Genomic DNA, 23,266 nt, shown 5'->3' on the forward strand with positions numbered 1-23,266 from the left:
ACACCGCCTTCGCGAGCAAGCTCGCTTCCACAGGGTTTTGCATCAACACAAAAGACAGGCCGTGAAGCGAGAGCTCCACGGCCTGTTTTGTTTAAAGCGGTTTATGCGTTACAGCGAGTGATAAGTCGGCAGCGCAAAACGCTGCTGGCTCTGCAGCATCGCGATCTGCGGCAGCTCACTGGCTTGTTCAGCCAGGTCACGGCGAATCGCGCTGATCGCCCACGACAGTTGGTCGCCGGCATGCAGTTGTTGATAAGTCAGTGCGCGTTTAAACACTTTGCCGTCGCTGCTGCGCAGGGTCAGCAGGATCCCGCCATCGGGACGTGGCGCAGTGGTGACGTCGAAGTTGGAGAACAGGGAGGTAAATTTTTCTTGGATCAGGCTCATGTCTTTCAGCTCCGTATGCACTTGAATGGCAAGCATGCAGAGGAGGTTGCAGCGATTGTGCCAGCATTTGAAAATAAAATAATCGTTATAAATCAATGAGTTAAAAACATTGAAAATTGAACGGGTCGTGCAAACTGCATGAATGGCCATCGTGCATCCTGCATTTTGCAGGATCGTTGTCGATTCGACGGAACCAATCGCCAATCCGCAGATCAGCTCCACTCCCCAAAGCTCGGTGGATACAAAACATTGCAAAAACCGCGTGTACAGGCCGAGAAGCGCTGACGTATTTTCGACCTCGACCCGCGCTCGAATGCGTCGGTTGTTCCACGCCAAAGCCCGAAAAATAAAAACATCGACCTGCACGCCAAGGTCGAACGGGGAGCTTCCATGAGTCACGCGCCAAGCGACACGATTACCTGGGGCATGATGCTCCGCAAACTGCCGATGATCGCCAAAGCCATCCCACGGGTGGTCAAAGGCATGAAGGTGGCCAACGTCACGGATCCGACCCAAAGCTGTGGCCTTGGCTGGACTTTTGAGCAAGCGACGCTGCGTAATCCCGAGGGGCCGGCGCTATTACAGGGCGATGTGCTGCTGACCTATGCGCAGGTCAATCAGTGGGCCAACCGCATCGCGCACTATCTGAACGGCCAGGGCATCGGCAAGGGCGACGTGGTGGCGGTGTTCATCGAAAACCGCCCGGAACTGCTGGTGACGATTCTGGCGCTGGCCAAGGTCGGCGCGGTCAGCGCGCTGCTCAATACTTCGCAGACCCGCGACACGCTAATCCACAGCGTCAATCTTGTCGCGCCGGTGGCGATTGTCGTCGGCGAAGAGCTGCTTCCGGCATTTGCGGCGATTCGCGATCAAGTGGCGATTACCGCGCCGCGCAGCTGGTTTGTCGCTGATCAGGACACCTACAGCCATCCGGGCATTGCGCCCGAAGGCTACATCAATCTGATCAGCGCCAGTGCCGACGCCTCAAGTGAAAATCCGCCGAGCAGCCAGCAGATCTTCTTCGACGATCCGTGTTTCTACATCTACACCTCGGGCACCACCGGCCTGCCTAAAGCCGGGGTATTCAAGCATGGGCGCTGGATGCGCAGCTCCGCCAGTTTCGGCATGATCGCCCTCAACATGAGCCCTGACGACGTCGTTTACTGCACCTTGCCGCTGTACCACGCCACGGGTTTGTGTGTGTGCTGGGGCTCGGCGGTCAACGGCGCCTCGGGTTTCGCGATCCGCCGCAAGTTCAGCGCCAGCCAGTTCTGGAATGACGTGCGCCGCTACCGCGCGACCACCATCGGTTATGTCGGCGAGTTGTGCCGTTATCTGGTCGATCAACCGGCCAGCGCCGATGACAGCCGTCACGATGTGCGCAAGATGATCGGCAACGGTTTGCGCCCGGGCGCCTGGGCCGAATTCAAGACGCGTTTCGCCGTCGATCACATCTGCGAGCTGTACGCCGCCAGCGACGGCAATATCGGTTTCACCAACATTCTCAATTTCGACAACACCATTGGTTTTTCACTGATGGCCTGGGAGCTGGTCGCCTACGACCACGACAGCGGCGAGCCGCTGCGCAGCACCGACGGTTTCATGCGCAAGGTCGGCAAGGGTGAACAGGGCTTGTTGCTGGCGCGCATCGACGAGAAAGCGCCGCTGGACGGCTACACCGATCCGCAGAAAACCGCCAAGGTTGTCCTGCACGACGTGTTTAGCAAGGGCGACCGCTTCTTCAACACCGGCGATTTGTTGCGCAACATCGGTTTTGGTCATGCGCAGTTTGTCGATCGTCTCGGCGACACCTATCGCTGGAAGGGCGAAAACGTCTCGACCACTGAAGTCGAAAACCTGCTGCTGCAACATCCGCACATCTCCGAAGCGGTGGCTTATGGCGTTGAAATCCGCAACACCAACGGACGCGCCGGCATGGCCGCGATTACTCCGGCAGAGTCTCTGGCGACGCTGGATTTCGCCGAATTGCTGACCTTCGCCCGTGAGCGCATGCCGGCGTATGCGGTGCCGTTGTTTCTGCGGGTGAAGGTGAAGATGGAAACCACCGGCACCTTCAAATACCAAAAAACCCGACTGAAAAATGAAGGCTTCGACCCCGGCCAGACGGGCGATGACCCGATCTTTGCCTGGTTACCCGGCACGCAGACGTACGTTCGGGTGACTGACGAAGTGTTGGCGGAAATTCATCAGGGCAAACATCGTTATTGAATCTGGCTATGAAGTGGCTTGAGAAAAAGGGGGTGACAGCCACCGTCGCGCTCGGGAAACTGTCGGCTTTCCGATTGACCGAAAGTGGAGTTGCCCCATGTCCGACCAAAGCCGCCAGATGACCCCTGAAGAAGCTGCCGAATTCACCGAGCAGGTTTTCAACAAGGCACGCGACGGTGATGCCGAGATGCTCGATCGCCTGGTCACGGCCGGTTTGCCGGTGAACTTGAAAAACAGCAAGGGCGACACGTTGCTGATGCTGGCCAGCTATTACGGTCATGTCGATGCGGTGAACGTGCTGCTTAAACACAAGGCTGATCCGGAAATGCGCAATGGCAACGGCCAGAGCCCGATTGCCGGTGCGGCGTTCAAAGGCGATCTGGCAGTGGTCAAGGCGCTGGTCGAGGCGGGCGCCGAGATCGAAGGTTCGTCATTCGATGGCCGCACGGCGTTGATGATGGCGGCGATGTTCAATCGCGTGGAAATCGTCGATTACCTGATCAGCAAAGGCGCCAATGCGCACGCCAAGGACGCCAATGGCGTGACCGCGCTGGATGCCGCCCGGACAATGGGCGCGGTCGATACCACCGCGCAGCTGGAAAAGCTGTCTGGCTGAAATCCCTTCTGATGGACTGTGGCCAAGGGGAGAATGCGCTATCCTTCGCGCCCTCGAAATTCACCTTCGCCACAGGACTCGCCCTCATGAAAGCCGCACTCGCCGAACTCATCAGCAAAATCAGCTCCGGCTGCATGGGCGAGGACGAGATCCTGAACGTGGCCGACGAAGCGGCGCAAGCCTACGCCGATGCTGACGCCTTTCTCACCGCCAATCCGGACATCAACTACGACGACAGCTTCCCGATCCCGTTGGGCGAGTGGGTTGTGGTCGGCAGCCTGCCGGAAACCGTGCTGTTCCAGGCCGATACCTACGTTGACCTGTTTGCGCAGATCGTCGCGTCCTTCGGCCCAGGCGTGGACTTCAACCTCAAGCCCAAACAACTGGCCAAGACCGAAGCGTTGACCGCACTCAACCGCATCCAGGTGCAGATGAGCAGCATGAACAAGGAAAACGGCGGTTACACGCTGATGAACTTCAGCCAGTTGCTCGACGATGAACTGCAAATGGTGCTGGTCTACGGCAACGACGTGCCACGGGTGCTGGAACTGTGCGCCGAAGTCGGCATTGCGGCTGCGCCATCGCTGGAGGCGTTGAAAGTCGCCGTTCACGTCTGATTGCAATAAAAGGGAACCCTGCGCGCGACCGTCTATCCTAAAAGTGCATGCCACTATTCTGGAGTGACACCATGGGTTCCACGTTCAACGGTCTGATTGGCCTGATTGTTCTCGCCCTCGACATCTGGGCCATCATCAACGTGTTGAAAAGCGGCGCGACCACCGGGATGAAAATCGTCTGGGTGCTGCTGATCATCCTCCTGCCGGTGCTGGGTCTGATCATCTGGGCGATTGCCGGACCTCGCGGTAACGTGCGGATCTAGCCGCAAACTTCGCCAGCGACCCAAAACCTGTGGGTGCTGGCTTGCCAGCGATAGGATCACTGCGGTGTCACTGACAAACCGAGTTGACCCTATCGCTGGCAAGCCAGCTCCCACAGGGATTGTGGTTGGCCGATGATGTGAGGTTCGACCTGTCATCTTCGGCAACGTAGAATGCGCGCCTTTCCCGGGCGATCGTCCCCACGATCGGCGCCCGCGCATTCATCGGAGCACTTGACCATGACCGTCACCAAAACCAGCGAGTACCTGGAAACTCTCTACGAAGGCTACGGCCAGCGTTTTCGCATGGAAAAACTGCTCCACGAAGTGCGCACCGAACACCAGCACCTGGTGATCTTCCAGAATCCGCGCATGGGCCGTGTCATGGCGTTGGACGGCGTGATCCAGACCACCGAAGCCGACGAATTCATCTACCACGAAATGCTCACCCACGTGCCGATCCTGGCTCATGGCAGCGCCAAGCGCGTGCTGATCATCGGCGGCGGTGACGGTGGCATGCTGCGTGAAGTGAGCAAGCATGCCGGCGTTGAGCACATCACCATGGTCGAGATCGACGGCACCGTGGTCGACATGTGCAAAGAGTTTCTGCCAAACCATTCCAGTGGCGCCTACGACGATCCACGTCTGAATCTGGTGATCGACGACGGCATGCGTTTCGTCGCCACCACCACGGAAAAATTCGACGTGATCATCTCCGACTCCACCGACCCGATCGGCCCGGGCGAAGTGCTGTTCTCGGAGAACTTCTATCAGGCCTGCCATCGCTGCCTGAACGAGGGCGGCATCCTCGTGACCCAGAACGGCACGCCGTTCATGCAGATCGACGAAGTCAAAACCACCGCCGGCCGCTTGAACAGCCTGTTCCCGGACTGGCACTTCTATCAGGCGGCGGTGCCGACCTACATCGGCGGCTCGATGACCTTCGCCTGGGGTTCGACTGACCCGGCCTACCGCAAACTCAGCCGTGAAACCCTGCAACAGCGTTTCATCGGCAGCGGCATCGTCACGCGCTACTACAACCCGGAAATCCACATCGGCGCGTTTGCCTTGCCGCAATACGTGCTGCAGGCGATCAACAAGCCAAGCAACGACTAAAAGAAAGAACACTGCAACTTCCCAGTGGGAGCAAGCTCGCTCCCACATTTGCTTCCCCTTGATCGTTCCCACGCTCTGCGTGGGAATGCAGCCGGGGACGCTCTGCGTCCCAAAAGATCGCAGCCTTCGGCAGCTCCTACCGTAGATGTCGTTTTTTTCATCTTCGCCCGCTGTAATCCTTTTGAACCAACCCTCGGCGTTTAAAGTCGAGATAGGTGTAAACCCATTTGCGGGTTTGATCGAGGAGGCACCGATGCAAAAGTGGAAAGTCACTTTCGTGGACGATCATGGTGAAATTGTCGATGAGGTGTTCGAGCGCGCGGAATGCCCCAGCGACGACGAGGCCGCTCGATTGATCAAGGCACGGCTTCTGCCCGTCGCCGCCGAGCTGGATCTCAACGATCTGGAAGGGCGCACCGCCGATGCGGGCGTGAAAAACCTGAAAACCCAGAACAGCATCGAAATCCGCAGCATTACTCCCGTCTGACATTCTTCCTGTCACCTTCACACCAGGCCTTGGCAGCGGCTCTAACTTGGGGCTACTCTGCAAGCGAGATCAGCGAACGGATCGCTAAGGTCTGGTCTTGTCAGCTACATGCTTGTTTCCCGCGTGCAACCACGTTGCCGTAGTACTTAGGCCAAAGGCCCGGGGCGGGAATACGGAAAGTCTATCCATCTATGCGAGGGGGACGATTCATGAGCACAGCCTATCAAGAAGACATCAGCAGCAATGTTCTGCGCCGCATGAAAGAAGGCGGTTTCGATTTTTCCCGATTCCATCCCATCGAGTTCTACGCCATTTTCCCGGACGAGGAGCGGGCGCGCAGGGCGGCAGGCAAATTTCGCGGTGAATCCATCAATGCCCAGGTCAGCGTGCGTGATGACGGTGCGTGGGCGCTGGAATTGAGCAAAGTGATGTATGCGACGTATGACGATATCGGTGACTTCGAGCAGGGTTTCTCTGCCGTGGTCGAACCGCTGGGCGGCATTATCGAAGGCTGGGGTGTGAAACAGGAGGTGCGCAACCGCCACCGTTTGAATTGATCTCCTTGCGTAACTGTTGAGCAACGGCTGACCTCTGGGTCGGCCGTTGTCGTTTTCGGCATGCGCAAAGCGCCGTGGCAAAACCCTGAAACAAGAAACCGAGGCAAAAAAAAGCCACCGCAGAGGGTGGCTAAAAGGGAAGACCGATAAGGAGAGGAAACCGGTCAGGGTTACAGCGGGGCGGGCTGCCAAGGCAGTCCAGGTCAGTTGAGCTGGCGACTTCGTGGCGCTGTGCGCGGGGAAGTTTTGCAGCGAATGCGCGGATTATCCGCAGCCAGCGCCGGGCAGTGAAATCAACTCTGACTATGCTGGTGATAGGCGATGCAGTGCGTCGCAATGAAGCGGGGGCAATCGGCTTGGGGCATTTGCCGCACAGGAATGGTGCGGTGGCTGTGGCGCGATTATCCAACCGATTGAAATCAAAGCGTTTATGCCGATGGCACGGGCCTTGCGAAGGCCTGTATGTCCGGGTGACAAGGAGTACGGCATGATCCGCACCTATTTTGATGAGATGTACGATGCCGGCGGCCAGGTTCGCCCGCATTATCGGGAGTTCGCCCGCTGGCTGGCCGACACGCCTGACGAGCTGCTGGCCCAACGGCGCCGCGAGGCTGACTTGCTGTTCCATCGTGCCGGCATCACGTTCACGCTCTATGGCGATGAGCAGGGCACCGAGCGCCTGATTCCTTTCGACACCATCCCGCGCAGCATTCCCGCCAGTGAATGGCGGATCGTCGAGCGCGGCTGTATCCAGCGGGTCAAGGCGTTGAACATGTTCCTCGCCGACCTCTATCACGAGCAGCGCATCATCAAGGCCGGGATCATTCCCGCCGAACAGGTACTGGCCAACGAGCAATATCAGTTGGCGATGCAGGGCCTGGATCTGCACCGCGATATCTATTCGCACATCTCCGGCGTCGATCTGGTGCGCGATGGCGACGGCACCTATTACGTGCTCGAAGACAACCTGCGCACCCCGAGCGGCGTCAGCTACATGCTCGAAGACCGCAAGATGATGATGCGCCTGTTCCCGGAGCTGTTCGCCGCCCAGCGCATCGCCCCGATCGATCACTATCCGAACCTGTTGCTCGACACGCTGAAGAGCTCAAGTCCGATTGATGACCCAAGCGTAGTGGTCCTGACGCCAGGGCGCTTCAACAGTGCATTCTTCGAACACGCGTTTCTCGCACGGGAAATGGGTGTGGAGCTGGTCGAGGGCGCGGATCTGTTCGTGCGTGACGACAAAGTCTTCATGCGCACCACCGACGGCCCGAAAGCGGTGGACGTGATTTACCGGCGTCTCGACGACGCGTTCCTCGATCCGCTGGCGTTCAACCCGGACTCGATGCTCGGCGTGCCGGGGCTGCTGTCGTCTTATCGTTCGGGCAACGTGGTGCTGGCCAATGCCATCGGCACCGGCGTGGCGGATGACAAATCGGTCTATCCGTTTGTCACCGACATGATTCGGTTTTACCTCGACGAAGAACCGATTCTGAAAAACGTGCCGACCTGGCAATGCCGCAACCCGTCTGAACTTTCCCATGTGCTGGCCAATCTTCCAGATCTGGTGGTCAAGGAAACCCAAGGCTCCGGCGGTTACGGAATGCTGGTGGGGCCGGCCGCGACGAAGGCGGAAATCGACACCTTCCGCGAACGGATAAAGGCCAAACCCCACGCGTACATCGCGCAACCGACGCTGTCGCTGTCGACCTGTCCGACCTTTGTCGAAAACGGCATTGCGCCGCGCCATATCGACCTGCGTCCGTTTGTCTTGTCCGGTCGCGAAACCCGCGTGGTGCCCGGCGGTTTGACCCGTGTCGCGCTGCGCGAAGGCTCTCTGGTGGTGAATTCCTCCCAGGGCGGCGGAACCAAGGACACCTGGGTGGTCGAGGATTGAAGGAAGCTTGCCATGTTAAGTAGAACTGCCTCGGATCTGTACTGGATGTCGCGTTACCTGGAGCGGGCGGAAAACCTCGCGCGGATGCTCGATATCAGTTATTCGCTGTCGCTGATGCCGCAAGACGGTCGCGGCGATGGTTTGCACGAACTGGCCATGCCGCTGCTGATCACCGGCACCCTCGACGATTATCTGGAACGTCACGGCGCACTGCATGCCGAACGCCTGCTGCACTTTTTTGCCCTCGATGCGGCCAACCCGGCGAGCATCTACAGCTGCCTCGGTGCGGCGCGAGCCAGTGCCCACGCCGTGCGCGGGCGCATCACGGCGGACATGTGGGAAAACATCAACTCGACGTGGCTGGAGATTCGCGGGATCGCCGAACAGGGCCTGAGCCGTTATGGCATGAGCCGTTTCTGCGAGTGGATCAAGGAACGTTCGCACCTGTTCCGTGGCGCGTCGTACGGCACGATCATGCGCAACGATGCGTTTCGCTTCATTCGTCTCGGGACGTTTATCGAGCGCGCGGACAACACCCTGCGCCTGCTCGACGCCCGCTATGAAATGGCTGGCGACCAGGCCGAGGCGGTCAGCGATGGCACGGCCCACGCCTATTATCAGTGGAGTGCGTTGCTCCGGGCCTTGTCGTCGTTTGAGGCTTACACCGAAATCTACCGCGATGCGCCCGGCGCCCGACATGTCGCCGAGCTGCTGCTGTTGCGTGCCGATGTACCGCGTTCATTAAGGGCCTGCACCGAAGAGATCGACCAGATTCTCGCGCAATTGCCGGGCGCCAATGGCCGACCGGCGCAACGTCTGGCGGCAGAAATGGACGCACGCCTGCGCTACACCGGCATCAACGAAATTCTCGAGGAAGGCCTGCACGCGTGGCTGACCGAATTCATCCCGCTGGTGCGCCAGTTGGGCAACGCCATTCACAGTTCCTACCTGGAGGCTGCATGAGACTTTCCATTAGCCACGAGACCACCTATCACTACGAAGATCAGGTGCGGGCGAGCATCCAGTACCTGCGACTGACACCTCACGACAGCGAGCGTCAGCACGTGCTGAGCTGGCAACTCGACCTGCCACGCCCGGTGCGCGCGCAACTCGATCCGTTCGGCAACATCCTGCATGTGTTGACCATGGATGAGCCGCACGAAGCGATCATCATCGGCGCGCGCGGCCAGGTCGATATCGATGAGCTGCGCGAGGCCGAACATGAGAGCCAGTCGGCGCTGCCGTTCCTGCGCTTTACCCGCTTGACCGAGGCCGATGAGGCATTGCGTGCGTTCGCCGAGAAATCCTGCAAGCAGCGGCGCGATCGCACCGCGCTGATCGATTTGATGCACGGCTTGAATCAGCACATGACCTACACGCCGGGCTCTACCGAAGTCGACACCAGCGCCGCCGAAGCCTTCGCCGGGCGTGCCGGGGTTTGTCAGGATCACACCCACGCGTTTCTGGCCTGCGCGCGCAGCCTGGGTGTTCCATCACGTTACGTATCGGGGTATCTGTACAGCGAAGATTGTGAGCATCTGGCCAGTCATGCCTGGGCGGAGGCGTGGCTCGATGACGCCTGGTACAGCTTTGACGTGACCAATGAACTGGCGCGGCCGGAGCGGCATTTGAAACTGGCGGTGGGTCTGGATTATCTCGACGCCTGCCCGGTGCGCGGCATGCGCCGTGGCGGTGGATGTGAGCAGATGCATGCGAAGGTTTCTGTTTCGCCGACCCCCGTGATCTCCGTGCAGCAACAATAGATTCGGGATACCGCTATCGCTGGCAAGCCAGCTTCCACAGGATGACCGCTGATTCGAACTCCGCGCATACCCTGTGGGAGCTGGCTTGCCAGCGAAGAGGCCAGTCATAACATCCTAAGGCTTACGGCTTAACCTTGCGCCCGGCCATGTGCTGCAAATACCCGATCAACATCTGCAAATCCCCATCCGGCAAAACCTCCGCCGAAAACCCCGGCATCTTCGCCTGCGGCCACTGACGCAAACTCTGCGGATCGCGAATGTAGCGCTTCAAGAAATCCGCGCCGAAATACTCGGTCGGGTTATACGGAATGTTCAAGTCCGGCCCGAACTGCGCATCTCCCGCACCGTTCAAGCGGTGACACGCCAGGCAATTCTTCTGAAACAGCGCAAAGCCTTGGTTCACCGGGTCATCCGCTTTCAACGCCGGATCCGGCAACAGGGCAGGGAAGCGCTGGGCCACTGGTGCCATACGCTTGATGCTGGCAACTTCGAACGGCCATTGCTCCGGGCTGATATTGCCGGCCTGCGGATTGGTCCACACCAGATAGAACGGCCCGGCACTGTGTTTGCCTTCCGACAGAGGTGGCCACGGCTGCGCCGGATCCTCGATCGCCAGCCATGCCCGTGCGCCCGTTGTATTGAGCAGCGGCGCAGCGGCCAACTCGGCGGCAAAGCCGTCCAGCGCCACCGCTTGCAGGTGATCTTCAGGTTTTATCCCGCTCAGCAACACGGCCAACGGCACGGCGCGATAGGTCATGTCCTTCTTGTAGGACACATCGTTTTTGATGGTGAGGGTTTGTACCTGAGGATGCTTGAGCAATTCCTCGGTTTCCCAGGTGTGGCTGTTTGCGCCCAGTTGCAAATCCAACTGTGCGGCAGCCAGGGGCATGCTCAGCAGCATGGCCCCGAATACGATGAGCGCTTTCAAATGATCGCCGTCCATGTCGTGGAAGTGCGCAAAGGTTGGCACAGCCACGCTGGCCCGGGTAGCGGGCCAGTCACATTTTCGGTGGCGATGAATTGCACCTGCCGCTCGATTCAGCCGATGACCTTGGTCAGATTCGGCAAAATCAACAACAGCGTCGTGGCGAAAAGAATGAGTCCTGCTTGACGAACTTTCGGTTGTTTGAACATGGCTTGACCGCCTTTATTGTTATTTCCTGATGCCTGCCTGCATATCCATGACGGCAAGCGGTGCACTTCCTGTTGAAGAACGTCGGCCTCGGCAAAACCCGACGACCCTGACGTACATGTACTACCTTAGGGCCCGCGTCACGCTTGGCTTAGATCCATTTCATATGGAGTTGTTGTTAATTGCGATAAAAATGGCATGAGGCGTATTGCCAGCTTCTTTGTCGCCCGCTGGCTAGACAACTCGCCGACCTGAACCGGTTCACCCACGCGGTAATGACCGTCCGTCTGAGCGTGTGCGTCAACGTCATTGAGCGCTGTGGTCATTGAATCCAGGACCGTCCAGGCCAAGAGTGCAGGGACGAGCAATCACTCCCCGCACAGGTTCGAGGACGTCATGACCCAGGCTTTTATTTTCGACGCGTTACGCACGCCCCGTGGCAAAGGCAAGGCCGATGGCGCTCTGCACAGCGTCAAACCGGTGAATCTGGTCGCCGGGTTGTTGAGCGCTTTGCAGGAACGCACCTCGCTGGATACCAGCCAGGTCGATGACGTGGTGCTCGGCTGCGTCACGCCGATCGGCGATCAGGGCTCGGACATCGCCAAAACCGCCGTGCAAGTGGCTGATTGGGATGTCAGCGTGGCGGGTGTGCAAATCAACCGCTTCTGCGCCTCGGGCCTGGAAGCGGTCAACCTCGGCGCCATGAAAGTGCGTTCGGGTTTCGAAGACCTCGTGGTGGTCGGTGGCGTCGAATCGATGTCGCGGGTGCCGATGGGCAGCGACGGCGGCGCCTGGGCGCTGGACCCGCAAACCAACCTGCACAGCCATTTCACCCCGCAGGGCGTCGGCGCGGATCTGATCGCCACGCTTGAGGGTTTCAGCCGTCAGGACGTCGATGTCTACGCGCTGCACTCGCAGCACAAAGCCGCGCGGGCGCGGGCCGACGGCTCGTTCAACAAGTCGCTGGTGCCCGTGCAGGATCAGAACGGCATCATCCTGCTCGACCACGATGAATTCATTCGCGCCGAATCGACCCTCGAAGGCTTGGGCAAGCTCAAGCCAAGTTTTGAAATGATCGGGCAGATGGGCTTCGATGCGACGGCCTTGCGCGTCTACAGCCACGTCGAACGAATCAACCACGTGCATACCCCGGGCAACAGTTCCGGAATCGTCGATGGCGCGGCGCTGATGCTCATCGGCTCCGAGGCCAAGGGGCGGGCGCTGGGCTTGCAGCCCCGCGCACGGATTATCGCCACGGCAGTCACCAGCACTGACCCGACGATCATGCTCACTGGCCCGGCTCCGGCAACGCGCAAGGCATTGGCCAAGGCCGGTTTGCGGGTGGAAGACATTGATTTGTTCGAGGTCAACGAAGCGTTTGCCTCGGTGGTGCTCAAATTCATCAAGGACATGGCTGTCGATCCGGACAAGGTCAACGTCAACGGCGGCTCCATCGCCATGGGCCACCCGCTGGGGGCCACCGGTTGTGCGATTCTCGGCACCTTGCTCGACGAACTGGAAGCGCGGCACCTGCGTTATGGCCTGGCGACGCTGTGTGTCGGCGGCGGCATGGGCATTGCCACCATCATCGAACGCCTCTGAGCCCCGAATTCAAGGAACCTTGTTATGAGCGAAGCCATTCGTTACGAAAAAGGCCAGGACGCCATCGTCGTGCTGACCATCGACATGCCGGGCCAGAGCGCCAATACCATGAACGCCGTATACCGCGAGGCCATGGCCGCGTGCGTCGCCCGATTGGTGGCGGATAAAGACAACATCGCCGGGGTCATCATCACGTCGGCGAAGAAAACCTTCTTTGCCGGCGGCGATCTCAATGAGTTGATCAAGGTCGGCAAGCCAGAAGCCAAAGCCTTTTATGACATGGTGCTGACTCTCAAGGGACAATTGCGCACCCTGGAAACCCTTGGCAAACCGGTGGTCGCGGCGATCAACGGTGCGGCGCTGGGTGGCGGCTGGGAAATCTGTCTCGCCTGCCATCATCGTGTGGCGCTGGATGACGCGTCGGTGCAACTCGGTCTGCCGGAAGTGACCCTTGGTCTGTTGCCGGGTGGCGGCGGGGTGGTGCGGATGGTGCGCATGCTCGGCATCGAGAAAGCGCTGCCGTATTTGCTGGAAGGTAAAAAGGTGCGCCCGCAACAGGCGTTGCAGGCGGGTTTGATCGATGCGTTGGCAACGGATCGCGACGATCTGCTGGCCAAGGCCCGCGCATGGATCGTTGCCAATCCGGCAGCGGTGCAGCGTTGGGACGTGAAGGGTTATCAGATTCCCGGCGGCACGCCGTCAAATCCGAAAGTCGCGCCAATGTTGGCGATTGCGCCGTCGATTCTGCGCAGCAAGACCCAGGGGACGATGCCGGCGCCGGAGAAAATCCTCTGTGCGGCGGTGGAAGGCGCACAGGTGGATTTTGACACCGCGCACCTGATCGAAACCCGCTACTTCACCGAACTGACCACCGGGCAGATCTCGAAAAACCTGATTGGCACGTTCTGGTTTCAGCTCAACGAGATCAATGCCGGTGGCTCGCGGCCACTGGGTATTGCGCCGTACAAGACACAGAAAGTCGGTGTGCTCGGCGCCGGCATGATGGGCGCCGGGATTGCGTTTGTCAGCGCTTCGGCGGGCATCGACGTGGTGCTCAAGGACATCAACCTGGCGGCTGCCGAGAAGGGCAAGGCGCACTCGGCGGCGCTGCTGGACAAGAAAGTCGCCCGTGGTCAGATGACAGTCGCACAGCGTGAGACTGTGCTGGCGAGAATCACGCCGTCTGAGATTGATGCCGATTTGGCCGGTTGCGACCTGATCATCGAAGCCGTATTCGAGGATCGTGAACTCAAGGCCAAAGTCTCCTCTGCAGCCCAACGGGTGGTGGGGGCCGAAGCTGTCATCGCTTCCAACACCTCGACTCTACCGATCACGGGGCTGGCGACGGCGGTGCCTGATCCTGGCAAATTCATCGGCCTGCATTTCTTCAGTCCGGTGGAAAAAATGCCACTGGTGGAAATCATCAAAGGTGCGCACACCAGCGATGAAACCCTCGCCCGTGGTTTTGATTTTGTGCTGCAAATCAAGAAAACCCCGATCGTGGTCAATGACAGTCGCGGCTTTTTTACCTCGCGGGTATTCGGCACCTTCACCAATGAAGGCATCGCCATGCTCGGCGAAGGCGTCAGCGCACCGATGATCGAGACCGAAGCGCGCAAGGCCGGGATGCCGGTCGGGCCGCTGGCGATCTCCGACGAAGTTTCCCTCAGCCTGATGAGCCATATCCGCCAGCAAACCGCCAAGGACCTACAGGCAGAAGGGAAATCGCTGATTGAGCACCCGGCCTTCGCCGTGATTGACTTGCTGCTCAATGAATACAAACGTCCAGGCAAAGCCGCAGGTGGCGGTTTCTATGATTATCCGGCCGGTGGCCAGAAGCATTTGTGGCCCGAGCTGAAGGCCCGTTTCGAGAAACCCGACGGGCAGATTTCACCGAAGGACGTGCGTGATCGCTTGCTGTTCGTGCAAGCCATCGAGACCGTGCGCTGTGTGGAAGAGGGCGTGCTGACCTCGACGGCGGACGCCAACGTCGGTTCGATTTTCGGCATCGGCTTCGCCGCATGGACCGGTGGCGCGCTGCAGTTCATCAATCAATATGGCGTGAAGGATTTCGTCGCCCGTGCGCAGTATCTGGCTGAGCAGTATGGCGAGCGTTTCGCGCCGCCAGCGTTGCTGCTGGATAACGCCGCGAAAGGTGAAATGTTCTAAGGGTGCGAGCATGCCGGGGCTTGCCTTGTCAGGGTGTTTCAAGGCAGGCTCTGGGGTGTTCATTATTCCCATCACGTGTCAGGTATTTTTTATGTCGCTACGCATCTGCATCCTCGAAACCGACATCCTGCGTCCGGAACTGGTCGATCAATATCAGGGTTACGGGCAGATGTTTCAGCGCCTGTTCTCGCAGCAACCGATTGCCGCCGAGTTCACCGTCTACAACGTGATGCAGGGCGAATATCCCAGCGACGACCTGACCTTTGACGCGTACCTGGTCACCGGCAGCAAGGCTGATTCGTTCGGTACCGATCCGTGGATCCAGACCCTCAAGCAATACTTGCTCGATCGTTACGAGCGTGGCGACAAACTGCTCGGCGTATGCTTCGGCCATCAACTGCTGGCGCTGCTGCTGGGTGGCAAGAGCGAGCGCGCCACGCAAGGTTGGGGTGTCGGCACCCACAACTACAAACTCGCGGCCAAGGCGCCGTGGATGAGCCCGGTGCGTGAGGAGCTGACGTTACTGATCAGCCATCAGGATCAGGTCACCGCGCTGCCGGAAAACGCGACAGTCATCGCTTCCAGCGATTTCTGCCCGTTCGCGGCGTATCACATCAATGATCAGGTGTTGTGCTTCCAGGGTCATCCGGAATTCATCCACGATTATTCGCGAGCGCTGCTGGATCTGCGTCAGGAGGCGTTGGGGTCGCAGATCTACAGCAAAGGCGTGGCCAGCCTGGAGCATGAACACCATGGCGCTACGGTGGCGGAGTGGATGATGCGTTTTGTGGCGCATAAGCCAGAAACTGTCTGAGGCCAAAAGTTTCGCGAGCAGGCTCGCTCCCACATTGGATTTTCGGTGCGCCACCGATCAATGTGGGAGCGAGCCTGCTCGCGAATGGCCCAGCCAACCCGGTTTGCACTACAACCACCCGGACCTCTTGAAACTCGCCCACAAACTCACACACCCCACCGTAATAAACCCCAGCACCCCGAAATAGCCGTAGTGCCAGCTCAACTCCGGCATGTTCTGGAAGTTCATCCCGTAAATTCCCGCCACCGCCGTCGGAAACGCCAGAATCGCTGCCCACGCGGCAAACTTGCGCTGCACCACGCTTTGCCGTGAGGCCTCGAGCAACACACCGATCTCGATCGTCTGGCTGGCGATATCGGCCAGTGTGGTCAGGTCTTCCATCTGCCGGGTGACGTGGATCTGCACATCGCGGAAGTACGGGCGCATGTTCTTGTCGATGAACGGGAAGCTCAGCTTCTGCAGTTCCTCGCCAATTTCCACCATTGGCGCCGCGTACCGGCGCAGGCGCACGACATCGCGACGCAAGCCGTGCAGCTTCTGAATATCGCGCTCATTCAACGCGCTGCACAACACGTTGCGCTCCAGTTCATCGATCTCGGCGTGGATCGCTTCGCCCACTGGCTGATAGTTCTCGATGACGAAATCGAGCAGCGCGTAGAGAACGAAATCCTCGCCATGCTCCAGCAACAGTGGCCGCGCCTCACAGCGCTGACGGACATGCGCGTAGGACGCCGAGTGACCGTTACGTGCGGTGATGATGTAGCCCTTGCCGGCGAAGATATGCGTTTCGATGAACTGCAGGACACCATGCTCGCGGATGGGCGAGTAGGTCACGATAAACAAAGCGTCGCCAAAAGTTTCCAGCTTCGGCCGGCTGTGTTTTTCCAGGGCGTCTTCGATCGCCAGTTCGTGCAGGTTGAACTGACGCTGCAGGTTGGACAGTTCCTGCGCGCTCGGCTCTTCAAGGCCGATCCACACAAAGTGGCCGGTTTTGGCGGCCCAGGCAGCGCCTTCGTCGAGGGTAATATTGGTGACTTTCTTACCTGCGCTGTACACCGCAGCAGCAACAACTCGACCCATGGTGGTGATTCACTTCTTCTTGGCAGATGGCAGGGGTTTCACGGCTTCAGCTTAGCCGTGTCGCTGCTTGAGAGTCAGTGAAATCTGCACAGTTCACCGGGCAAAAGAAAACCCGCACAGGGCGGGCTTCTTTTTCAGGCGGCTTGTAGTTGCCGATCCATCGACTCGATGCATTCGCGCATCTGCTCGCGGCACTGATTGATGAGCATGGGCATGTCGTCCATGGTCAGTCCGGCCGTAGGAATGGCCGGAAGCGAGCGTATGAGAATTTTCCCGCTGCGCCAGCGATTCAGGCGCATGTGCTTGACGTAGCTGCTGACGCACACCGGGACGATCGGCACGCCGGCAGCAATCGCCATCTGGAACGCACCTTTCTTGAACGGCAGCAATTCTTCGCCGAGGTTGCGTGTACCTTCCGGGAATACCCAGATCGAGGTGTCTTCGTTCTGCAGGGTGTTAGTGGTGGTCAGCATCGACTGGCGCGCCTTGTGCGCATTGCCGCGATCGATCAACACATTGCCGGCGAGCCAGAACAGTTGCCCGAACAGTGGCACCCATTTCAGGCTTTTCTTGCCGATGCAGACGGTCCGGCGCGGCACTACGTTGCCGAACACGAACAGATCGTAGTTGGACTGATGGTTGGCGATGATCACGCAGCTGTCGGGTTTGTTGATCAAACCGCTGACATCGGATTTCACTCGCAGACGCAGGATGCACATCGCCGGCAGCGCGTAGAGGCGCGCGCACAGTCGGCTGTTGTCCGGATTGAACGGGCGGCATATGCCGAGGATCACCCCGAGCACGCCAGCCAGAATAAAGTGCAGGCCCATCAATAACATACGAAACACAAACAGCATTTTCAGGCCCCACCGGGACAAAAGGTGGCGCAGTGTACGGATGTGCACTGTTTTCGGCAATTGCCGCTATAGAGTGCGGAGATAGCCGATGTTTAAGCGCATGTTTCAGAAATGATGGTCAGACCTGTCCTAGAGCTGTCGCCGCCTCTTAAACCATGCGCGCAAGAAAAAGCCCGACACGACGGTCGGGCTCTTATTTAGTACTGGAGCCCGGGTTTAACCCAAGTGCTCCTGATCCTGGATGATCGCGTTATCCAGTGCTTCCAGCAGTGCCTTACGCACTTTCAACTTGGTGTTTTTATGGGCGGTCATGTTGATCTTCTTCAACTGACGCGCAGCGGCGAGGGCGGCACCTTGCAACTCCTCGGCGGCAACCACCTTGTCGAGGAAACCGGCATCCACAGCGCTCTTCGGATCGAACATCTCGCCATTGATCACCGAGCGGTGGAACGCCGAGCGACGCAGGCGATCGCGCGCCAGCTCGATACCGGCGTGGTGCATGGTCATGCCGATCTGTACTTCGTTCAGACCGATGCTGAACGGGCCGTCGACGCCGATGCGGTAATCCGCCGACAGCAGAATGAACGCGCCTTTGGCCACGGCATGCCCCGGGCACGCGACGATGATCGGGAACGGGTGAGAGAGCAGGCGGCGGGCGAGGGTCGAACCGGCCGTTACCAGTGACACGGCTTCTTTCGGGCCGGCAGTCATCACTTTCAGGTCATAACCGCCGGACAGAATCCCCGGCTGACCGGTAATGATCACGATGGCACGATCAGTCACTGCCTGATCCAGCGCCGCGTTAAACGCCGCGATCACGTCGGGAGAAATGGCATTGACCTTGCCGTTGCTCAAGGTCAGGGTCGCGATACCGTCTTCGAGGTGGTAAGAAATCAACTCACTCATGACGCTATTCCTTATAAGAAAGATGCGCAGACGTTACCCACCGTCGCAGGCCAGGTAAAGCGCCGTGACTGACTCGCCAGTCACCGTTTCCCGGCTCAACCGGCGTAGCGAGGCATCGCGCTTCTATATAGAAGGATTGCGCCCACCGAAGATTGGCCGGTTTGTCATGGCCTGCCAGCGAGGAAAACCACTTTTTCTCTTAACCGCATGAAAATTCTGAAAAAAAAGTTTGCCATCGGAAAAGCTTTCGACTACATTAGCGCGCCTCGACAGACAGAACATGTTTGAAGAGATACGGTGAAGTGTCCGAGTGGCTTAAGGAGCACGCCTGGAAAGTGTGTATACAGGAAACTGTATCGAGAGTTCGAATCTCTCCTTCACCGCCACATTCAGTTAGAAAAACCCCTGATTTCGAAAGGAATCAGGGGTTTTTTTCGTGTGCTCGATGCAAACACAACGGTTTATTTCTTACAGTCTTGACCTATCCTGCTCTGGAAAGGGTCGACGTGGACCTTGGATGGATGCACAGCTTGTCGCGAGTGCGGGGCGAGTCGAGATATGGAGTATCGGTGTGACTAAAACAACAAGCGATTCTTGTGAACATCTGACGGTGCATCCGCCCCGAGTGACTGCGGCAGACCGTAAGCGGCTTTTTTCGCAGCAGCCTTTCACCCTTTGGTTTACCGGATTGAGCGGAGCCGGAAAGTCAACCTTGGCTTTTTCCATGGAGAAACTGTTGATCGACAGTGGGAAGGCCGCATTTGTGTTGGATGGGGATCATGTCCGTCACGGACTTTGCAAAGGCTTGGGGTTTTCACCGGAAGATCGCTCGGAAAATATCCGCCGCATCGCTGAAGTGGCTCGGTTGATGAATGAGGCCGGCGTCATTGCCTTGGTGGCCTGCATTTCTCCTTGTCATTCGCACAGACAGCAGGCGAAAGCGATTATTGGTGATGAAAACTTTATCGAAGTTTATTTAAGTACCCCCCTGAGTGTTTGTGAAAGCCTTGATGTAAAAGGTTTGTATCGTAAGGCCCGTATTGGGCTGATTCCCGAGTTCACGGGTATTAGCGCGGTATATGAAGAGCCCGATGCGCCCTCGCTGGTGCTGGATGCCAGTCAGAAGTCGATTTCTGAGTGTGTGCAAGAGGTCGCGAACACTGCTGAACGCTGGAGCAGGGAACGTTCTGATCGCGTTCTATGAAGTAGCAGGGTTAGTCCGATTGTCGTGAATCTGCACGGGCGGACGCTCAAGTGCCTGTGTTGATGGTTGGGCAGTGACGGCGACTGGCTTAGAATTGCTCGCTTCTATTCTCGAACAAGGCTGTCTTTCATGATCCTCACAACAACCCACACTGTCGAAGGTCGGCAAATCGTCGCTTACATCGATGTTGTCAGCGCTGAGTCGGTGCAGGGCGTGAATGTGATTCGAGACATGTTTGCCGGTATGCGCGATTTCTTTGGCGGGCGTTCTCAAACCCTGGAACGTGCCTTGAAAGAAGCACGCATTCAGGCCACCGAGGAGATCAAGGAAAGAGCGAGACTCTTACAGGCGGACGCGGTAGTCGGTGTCGATTTCGAAATCAGTATGCCGGCGGGCAAAGGTGGCATGGTTGTGGTGTTTGCTACGGGCACGGCGGTGAAATTGCGCTGAGTAGTGTCGAGCAATGCGGGACCCTGCTCTCATCATCGCGTTTATTGTTGTAGGCCACTCGTCGGGCATTGGAAAATCTGAATCACAAGTCCAGGAATGACCGGCTAGTCTCAAAAGCCTTGGAGGTCGATATTTTTTCAGGCAAAAAGGTTTTGCCGGTGTCGATCCGTTGCGAAGGGGCGATGGTATGACTGATCCGTATATTGAAGACGATGGCGCTGAATTCTCGTTCAACAACTGCGTGCGATGCGGCCAGACCGAGTACCAGGCTGGTTTCGGCGAAGACCCGGTGCAGACCGGCAAGATCAAATCTACGGCACCCAAAGGGCCGAAGGCGAAATTCCTCCCCAAGGTCACCACGCGAGCCAGAAAATAATCGATCTCTGTATAACCCCGTCATTGCGCGGGGTTTTTTTATGGTTGGACGAATAGAGAAGTGTCCTACGGGCGGTGCCGATGAATTTCACCGCTTTCACAAAGTTTTCACGTCTGTAGCAGTAGGGTGAAGCCATCCGTTAGAAAGCAAGTCTCCAGCCCGTTTCCCCAGCGGGCTTTTTTTTGCCTGTCATAAAACCTTTTCCAGAATCGCTGTCCAATCGGCGCCGAGTGCGCGGAGCTCACTGATCTCGTCTGGACTTTTACGTTGCGACGGCATTAAATCCCGGCCCCTTTTTGTCATCCCTATTGTTGAGGTTTTCGTCATGCGTTTAACACTGCCTGCTCTGGTTCTGGGGCTTCTGGTTGCTCAAGGTGCAATGGCTGCCGGTGATGGCACCGCTGCGCTGGGCGGTGGTCTGGGTGGCGCGCTGGGTAACGTCGTCGGTCAGAAAATGGGCGGCAGCACCGGTGCAGCCATTGGCGCTGGCGTAGCAGGCGCGGCAGGCAGCGCAATGGCGGCGCGCAAGGGTAGCCGGACTAAAGCGGCGATTGGCGGCGGTGTCGGTGCAGCCGGTGGTTCGGTGATCGGCAATAGCCTCGGCGGCAGAACCGGCGCCACGATTGGTGCAGGTTTGGGCGGTGCAGCAGGCGGCGCAGTGGGCAGCAATCTGGCCAAAGGTCACAAGCGTCACTGAGGCTCGACGTTTGTCAGAAAAAGCCCGGCTTGATGTCGGGCTTTTTCATGGCTGAACGTTTTCCTCGCCGGCGTCTCCAATCTCACATAGGCCCTTGTCTGGGCGAACTGTCCCGCTTCGGGAACTGTGAGGTTCATATGCGATTGTCATTGTCTGCACTGTTTTTCGGATTGCTGGTGGCGCAGGGCGCGATGGCGGCCGGAGATGGTTCGGCAGCCGTGGGCGGTGGACTGGGTGGCGTACTGGGCAACGTCGTCGGCGGTCAACTCGGCGGCAGCACTGGTGCTGCGGTCGGTGCTGGCGTAGGTGGCGCGGCCGGCGGTGCAGTCGGGGCGAATAAACATAATCGCACCGAGGCTGCCATTGGTGGTGGCCTCGGTGCCGCGGGTGGCTCCGTCGTCGGTAATAGCCTCGGCGGATCAACCGGCTCGGCTGTCGGGGCAGGCTTGGGTGGCGCGGCTGGCGGTGCGGTCGGCAATAACCTGGGCGATGACGGCGGATCCCACTCCGGTGGTGGCCACAAGCACAAGAACAAACATAAAAACCGCCATCATTGATCGGATGGTTGTCAGCAGAAACCCGGCCTGGTGCCGGGTTTTTCGTATTCGATGATCCGAATCTGGAACGATTGGCTGTAGGACTTTTCGAACGTCATACACTCCACCAGATGACGAGGTTTGCCATGACGCCCGAAACCGAAGGCAAGGAAGAAAAAGGCCCAAGTGGGTTGCCGTTTATCAATGATCCTGGGAATGAGGATCCGGGGTCGCTGATGGATGATGCGACGGTGCCGTTGAATGATTCGGATGAGGCGGATATGGAGTATGAAGAGGATGAGGATGAGCAGTGAGCGGTTTTGAGAGTCGAGCGCGGTAGCACACTGAATTTAAATATCCGGGGCCTGTACTTCAGGCCCCTTGATTCTGATTGGTTTGCTCGCGAAAGTTAACGTTGGTAAAAAAATTTGGGGACGGAAGAGACCGCCGATAATTTTTTGTTATTTCGCAGTTAAATCATGATTGACGCGTATGTAAAGGTTATCTGATGGCGACATTTTTTCTATTCGGCCTGATGAGATGTATTCTTTAAATTCCTTTTCGACTATTTTTTTATCGCAGTATTTTTTGTATTTAGATGGCCTGTCGCTAGCGTAGATGTAGAGGCGCCAAACATCGAAGCCGTCGATTCTGTTGTCCGATCCATAGTCGAAGTCCACAGATTCTGATGGGAAATGAATGGCGCACCCTACGCCGTGCAGTTCATATTGAATTCCATCAGTTATTTCACCGCAGCGTTCGATTTGCTTGCTCCGCCAAAGTCTTAAAATATTCCGAGTGCCGAATTTTTTTTGTAGTAACTCCGTGGCATAGTCTACTTTTGAAAGAAAGTCATTTATTAGATCCTCAAGATTTTTCTCGGCTGTTTTCATCTTCTTCTGTGATGCTCCAATCGGTCGTGTCCGACATTGTTAGCTGATTCAATGACTTCTTCGATGGTATTAAGTTCTCCTTTGTGTTCTCTGATGTTTGTGATCAATTTTATAGTTATTGGCGTTGCTGTTTGTTTTGCAGCTGCTGCGCGGTGATGTCCATCTAGAATATAGAAGGTGCCATGATGTTCTGCTACGTCTATGGGATAGTTCATGTCGTACCCATCTGCTCGCATTGCATCCCTTATTTTTTCGACGTGTTTAGTTGATTTTTTCCCCATAATTGCATGCGTTCGCTTCACTGAATGTGGGTCAACGTCATGAATCAAGCCCGGTAATTGTGGCTCCCCCTCATCAACCTTAACCCCACCAACCCCACCCGGCACCTCACACCCAGGCTTATTCGGCGGCGGACAATTGGAATTCAACCCCAGCGGATCCACCCACCCCGTCGGATTCGGCACGTACTGGTACTGATTCAACCCACCGGCCAGCTTGATCGGATCCGGTGTCAGATAACGCCCCAGCCTCGGGTCGTAATACCGGTGGCGGTTGTAATGCAGACCGCTTTCCCCATCGAAGTACTGCCCCTGAAAGCGCAGCGGCTGGTTCAGGTAGTCG

Annotated in this window: 26 protein-coding genes and 1 tRNA gene; 20 read left to right on the forward strand and 7 right to left on the reverse strand. The window is 57.9% G+C overall.

Annotation, left to right across the window (positions count from 1 at the left end):
• Positions 1-108: 108 nt before the first annotated feature.
• Entirely contained in the window at positions 109-387 is a 279-nt protein-coding gene (locus WA225_RS24250) for a DUF3509 domain-containing protein (RefSeq protein WP_008080936.1), read from the reverse strand.
• Positions 388-777: 390 nt separating this feature from the next.
• On the opposite strand from WA225_RS24250, the gene WA225_RS24255 reads away from it, so the two are divergent.
• From WA225_RS24255 to WA225_RS24300, 10 genes are all read left to right on the forward strand, one after another.
• Complete coding sequence (locus tag WA225_RS24255) at positions 778-2,616, forward strand: long-chain-acyl-CoA synthetase (RefSeq protein ID WP_422609952.1); 1,839 nt, start codon at positions 778-780, stop codon at positions 2,614-2,616.
• A 97-nt stretch (positions 2,617-2,713) separates the two neighbouring features.
• Positions 2,714-3,232 carry an ankyrin repeat domain-containing protein gene (locus WA225_RS24260; protein ID WP_422609953.1) on the forward strand — a complete coding sequence of 173 codons (519 nt, stop codon included), beginning with the start codon at positions 2,714-2,716 and terminating at the stop codon, positions 3,230-3,232.
• A gap of 86 nt (positions 3,233-3,318) precedes the next feature.
• A complete protein-coding gene (locus tag WA225_RS24265) occupies positions 3,319-3,849 on the forward strand; it encodes a hypothetical protein (protein ID WP_422609954.1) in 531 nt (176 codons plus the stop codon).
• Positions 3,850-3,920: 71 nt separating this feature from the next.
• Positions 3,921-4,112: a PLDc N-terminal domain-containing protein gene (locus tag WA225_RS24270; protein WP_064118649.1), complete on the forward strand. Its 192-nt coding sequence runs from the start codon at positions 3,921-3,923 to the stop codon at positions 4,110-4,112.
• Between the two features lie 237 nt (positions 4,113-4,349).
• Positions 4,350-5,225 carry a polyamine aminopropyltransferase gene (gene speE, locus WA225_RS24275; protein WP_422609955.1) on the forward strand — a complete coding sequence of 292 codons (876 nt, stop codon included), beginning with the start codon at positions 4,350-4,352 and terminating at the stop codon, positions 5,223-5,225.
• A 253-nt stretch (positions 5,226-5,478) separates the two neighbouring features.
• The gene (locus WA225_RS24280; protein ID WP_093441755.1) at positions 5,479-5,712 is read left to right on the forward strand and encodes a hypothetical protein; all 234 of its coding nucleotides are present in this window, start codon (positions 5,479-5,481) and stop codon (positions 5,710-5,712) included.
• 209 nt (positions 5,713-5,921) lie between these two features.
• Positions 5,922-6,269, forward strand: a complete 348-nt coding sequence (locus WA225_RS24285; protein WP_007914059.1) for a ribonuclease E inhibitor RraB — start codon at positions 5,922-5,924, stop codon at positions 6,267-6,269.
• A 487-nt stretch (positions 6,270-6,756) separates the two neighbouring features.
• Complete coding sequence (locus WA225_RS24290; RefSeq protein WP_422609956.1) at positions 6,757-8,166, forward strand: circularly permuted type 2 ATP-grasp protein; 1,410 nt, start codon at positions 6,757-6,759, stop codon at positions 8,164-8,166.
• A 12-nt stretch (positions 8,167-8,178) separates the two neighbouring features.
• Entirely contained in the window at positions 8,179-9,129 is a 951-nt protein-coding gene (locus tag WA225_RS24295; protein ID WP_016982907.1) for an alpha-E domain-containing protein, read from the forward strand.
• Positions 9,126-9,929, forward strand: a complete 804-nt coding sequence (locus WA225_RS24300; protein ID WP_422609957.1) for a transglutaminase family protein — start codon at positions 9,126-9,128, stop codon at positions 9,927-9,929. The genes WA225_RS24295 and WA225_RS24300 overlap by 4 nt, the downstream gene beginning before the upstream one ends.
• Before the next feature lie 121 nt (positions 9,930-10,050).
• Here the strand turns inward: WA225_RS24300 and WA225_RS24305 are convergent, their stop codons facing one another.
• Complete coding sequence (locus tag WA225_RS24305) at positions 10,051-10,872, reverse strand: c-type cytochrome (RefSeq protein WP_422609968.1); 822 nt, start codon at positions 10,870-10,872, stop codon at positions 10,051-10,053.
• Positions 10,873-11,457: 585 nt separating this feature from the next.
• Here WA225_RS24305 and WA225_RS24310 point away from each other — a divergent pair.
• From WA225_RS24310 to WA225_RS24320, 3 genes are all read left to right on the forward strand, one after another.
• A complete protein-coding gene (locus tag WA225_RS24310) occupies positions 11,458-12,663 on the forward strand; it encodes an acetyl-CoA C-acetyltransferase (protein ID WP_422609958.1) in 1,206 nt (401 codons plus the stop codon).
• Between the two features lie 24 nt (positions 12,664-12,687).
• Complete coding sequence (locus WA225_RS24315; protein WP_422609959.1) at positions 12,688-14,832, forward strand: 3-hydroxyacyl-CoA dehydrogenase NAD-binding domain-containing protein; 2,145 nt, start codon at positions 12,688-12,690, stop codon at positions 14,830-14,832.
• A gap of 91 nt (positions 14,833-14,923) precedes the next feature.
• Positions 14,924-15,646 (forward strand): amidotransferase, encoded by a 723-nt coding sequence (locus WA225_RS24320; protein ID WP_422609960.1) that lies wholly within the window; start codon positions 14,924-14,926, stop codon positions 15,644-15,646.
• A 108-nt stretch (positions 15,647-15,754) separates the two neighbouring features.
• Here the strand turns inward: WA225_RS24320 and WA225_RS24325 are convergent, their stop codons facing one another.
• The 3 genes from WA225_RS24325 to WA225_RS24335 form a co-directional block, all read right to left on the reverse strand.
• Entirely contained in the window at positions 15,755-16,726 is a 972-nt protein-coding gene (locus WA225_RS24325; RefSeq protein WP_422609961.1) for a magnesium and cobalt transport protein CorA, read from the reverse strand.
• Between the two features lie 134 nt (positions 16,727-16,860).
• Positions 16,861-17,583, reverse strand: coding sequence for a lysophospholipid acyltransferase family protein (locus WA225_RS24330; protein ID WP_422609962.1), 723 nt, complete (start codon positions 17,581-17,583; stop codon positions 16,861-16,863).
• A 216-nt stretch (positions 17,584-17,799) separates the two neighbouring features.
• On the reverse strand, positions 17,800-18,489 hold the full coding sequence (locus WA225_RS24335) for a crotonase/enoyl-CoA hydratase family protein (RefSeq protein WP_422609963.1): 690 nt from the start codon (positions 18,487-18,489) through the stop codon (positions 17,800-17,802).
• Positions 18,490-18,785: 296 nt separating this feature from the next.
• Here WA225_RS24335 and WA225_RS24340 point away from each other — a divergent pair.
• The 7 genes from WA225_RS24340 to WA225_RS24370 all read left to right on the forward strand — a co-directional run bounded on the left by WA225_RS24340 (position 18,786) and on the right by WA225_RS24370 (position 22,066).
• Positions 18,786-18,875 (forward strand) — tRNA-Ser (locus WA225_RS24340).
• Between the two features lie 185 nt (positions 18,876-19,060).
• Entirely contained in the window at positions 19,061-19,693 is a 633-nt protein-coding gene (cysC, locus tag WA225_RS24345; protein ID WP_422609969.1) for an adenylyl-sulfate kinase, read from the forward strand.
• A 129-nt stretch (positions 19,694-19,822) separates the two neighbouring features.
• Positions 19,823-20,143 carry a YbjQ family protein gene (locus tag WA225_RS24350; RefSeq protein WP_422609964.1) on the forward strand — a complete coding sequence of 107 codons (321 nt, stop codon included), beginning with the start codon at positions 19,823-19,825 and terminating at the stop codon, positions 20,141-20,143.
• A 187-nt stretch (positions 20,144-20,330) separates the two neighbouring features.
• Complete coding sequence (locus tag WA225_RS24355; protein WP_129391353.1) at positions 20,331-20,519, forward strand: hypothetical protein; 189 nt, start codon at positions 20,331-20,333, stop codon at positions 20,517-20,519.
• A gap of 325 nt (positions 20,520-20,844) precedes the next feature.
• Positions 20,845-21,216, forward strand: coding sequence for a bacteriocin (locus WA225_RS24360; RefSeq protein ID WP_422609965.1), 372 nt, complete (start codon positions 20,845-20,847; stop codon positions 21,214-21,216).
• Between the two features lie 137 nt (positions 21,217-21,353).
• Positions 21,354-21,773, forward strand: coding sequence for a YMGG-like glycine zipper-containing protein (locus WA225_RS24365; protein ID WP_064118666.1), 420 nt, complete (start codon positions 21,354-21,356; stop codon positions 21,771-21,773).
• A 125-nt stretch (positions 21,774-21,898) separates the two neighbouring features.
• A complete protein-coding gene (locus WA225_RS24370; protein WP_163005296.1) occupies positions 21,899-22,066 on the forward strand; it encodes a hypothetical protein in 168 nt (55 codons plus the stop codon).
• Between the two features lie 147 nt (positions 22,067-22,213).
• Here the strand turns inward: WA225_RS24370 and WA225_RS24375 are convergent, their stop codons facing one another.
• Together WA225_RS24375 and WA225_RS24380 are read right to left on the reverse strand one after the other, a co-directional pair.
• Entirely contained in the window at positions 22,214-22,645 is a 432-nt protein-coding gene (locus WA225_RS24375; RefSeq protein WP_422609966.1) for a DUF6896 domain-containing protein, read from the reverse strand.
• Positions 22,642-23,266: RHS repeat-associated core domain-containing protein (locus tag WA225_RS24380; protein WP_422609967.1), on the reverse strand; the 625-nt coding region annotated here is incomplete at its 5' end. The genes WA225_RS24375 and WA225_RS24380, both read right to left, overlap by 4 nt.

The sequence above is a fragment of the Pseudomonas sp. genome (assembly GCF_049300855.1).
Classification (GTDB): Bacteria; Pseudomonadota; Gammaproteobacteria; order Pseudomonadales; family Pseudomonadaceae; genus Aquipseudomonas.

Excerpts from the sequence above, each read along its gene's own strand:
- WA225_RS24305 (WP_422609968.1), bottom strand. The coding sequence starts at position 10,872 with ATGGACGGCGATCATTTGAAAGCGCTCATCGTATTCGGGGCCATGCTG.
- WA225_RS24360 (WP_422609965.1), top strand. The coding sequence starts at position 20,845 with ATGCGTTTAACACTGCCTGCTCTGGTTCTGGGGCTTCTGGTTGCTCAA.
- WA225_RS24250 (WP_008080936.1), bottom strand. The coding sequence starts at position 387 with ATGAGCCTGATCCAAGAAAAATTTACCTCCCTGTTCTCCAACTTCGAC.
- WA225_RS24310 (WP_422609958.1), top strand. The coding sequence starts at position 11,458 with ATGACCCAGGCTTTTATTTTCGACGCGTTACGCACGCCCCGTGGCAAA.
- WA225_RS24330 (WP_422609962.1), bottom strand. The coding sequence starts at position 17,583 with ATGCTGTTTGTGTTTCGTATGTTATTGATGGGCCTGCACTTTATTCTG.
- WA225_RS24350 (WP_422609964.1), top strand. The coding sequence starts at position 19,823 with ATGATCCTCACAACAACCCACACTGTCGAAGGTCGGCAAATCGTCGCT.
- WA225_RS24300 (WP_422609957.1), top strand. The coding sequence starts at position 9,126 with ATGAGACTTTCCATTAGCCACGAGACCACCTATCACTACGAAGATCAG.
- WA225_RS24270 (WP_064118649.1), top strand. The coding sequence starts at position 3,921 with ATGGGTTCCACGTTCAACGGTCTGATTGGCCTGATTGTTCTCGCCCTC.
- WA225_RS24375 (WP_422609966.1), bottom strand. The coding sequence starts at position 22,645 with ATGAAAACAGCCGAGAAAAATCTTGAGGATCTAATAAATGACTTTCTT.
- WA225_RS24265 (WP_422609954.1), top strand. The coding sequence starts at position 3,319 with ATGAAAGCCGCACTCGCCGAACTCATCAGCAAAATCAGCTCCGGCTGC.
- WA225_RS24355 (WP_129391353.1), top strand. The coding sequence starts at position 20,331 with ATGACTGATCCGTATATTGAAGACGATGGCGCTGAATTCTCGTTCAAC.
- WA225_RS24285 (WP_007914059.1), top strand. The coding sequence starts at position 5,922 with ATGAGCACAGCCTATCAAGAAGACATCAGCAGCAATGTTCTGCGCCGC.
- speE (WP_422609955.1), top strand. The coding sequence starts at position 4,350 with ATGACCGTCACCAAAACCAGCGAGTACCTGGAAACTCTCTACGAAGGC.
- WA225_RS24370 (WP_163005296.1), top strand. The coding sequence starts at position 21,899 with ATGACGCCCGAAACCGAAGGCAAGGAAGAAAAAGGCCCAAGTGGGTTG.
- WA225_RS24315 (WP_422609959.1), top strand. The coding sequence starts at position 12,688 with ATGAGCGAAGCCATTCGTTACGAAAAAGGCCAGGACGCCATCGTCGTG.
- WA225_RS24365 (WP_064118666.1), top strand. The coding sequence starts at position 21,354 with ATGCGATTGTCATTGTCTGCACTGTTTTTCGGATTGCTGGTGGCGCAG.
- WA225_RS24260 (WP_422609953.1), top strand. The coding sequence starts at position 2,714 with ATGTCCGACCAAAGCCGCCAGATGACCCCTGAAGAAGCTGCCGAATTC.
- WA225_RS24320 (WP_422609960.1), top strand. The coding sequence starts at position 14,924 with ATGTCGCTACGCATCTGCATCCTCGAAACCGACATCCTGCGTCCGGAA.
- WA225_RS24255 (WP_422609952.1), top strand. The coding sequence starts at position 778 with ATGAGTCACGCGCCAAGCGACACGATTACCTGGGGCATGATGCTCCGC.
- WA225_RS24335 (WP_422609963.1), bottom strand. The coding sequence starts at position 18,489 with ATGAGTGAGTTGATTTCTTACCACCTCGAAGACGGTATCGCGACCCTG.
- WA225_RS24290 (WP_422609956.1), top strand. The coding sequence starts at position 6,757 with ATGATCCGCACCTATTTTGATGAGATGTACGATGCCGGCGGCCAGGTT.
- WA225_RS24325 (WP_422609961.1), bottom strand. The coding sequence starts at position 16,726 with ATGGGTCGAGTTGTTGCTGCTGCGGTGTACAGCGCAGGTAAGAAAGTC.
- WA225_RS24295 (WP_016982907.1), top strand. The coding sequence starts at position 8,179 with ATGTTAAGTAGAACTGCCTCGGATCTGTACTGGATGTCGCGTTACCTG.
- WA225_RS24280 (WP_093441755.1), top strand. The coding sequence starts at position 5,479 with ATGCAAAAGTGGAAAGTCACTTTCGTGGACGATCATGGTGAAATTGTC.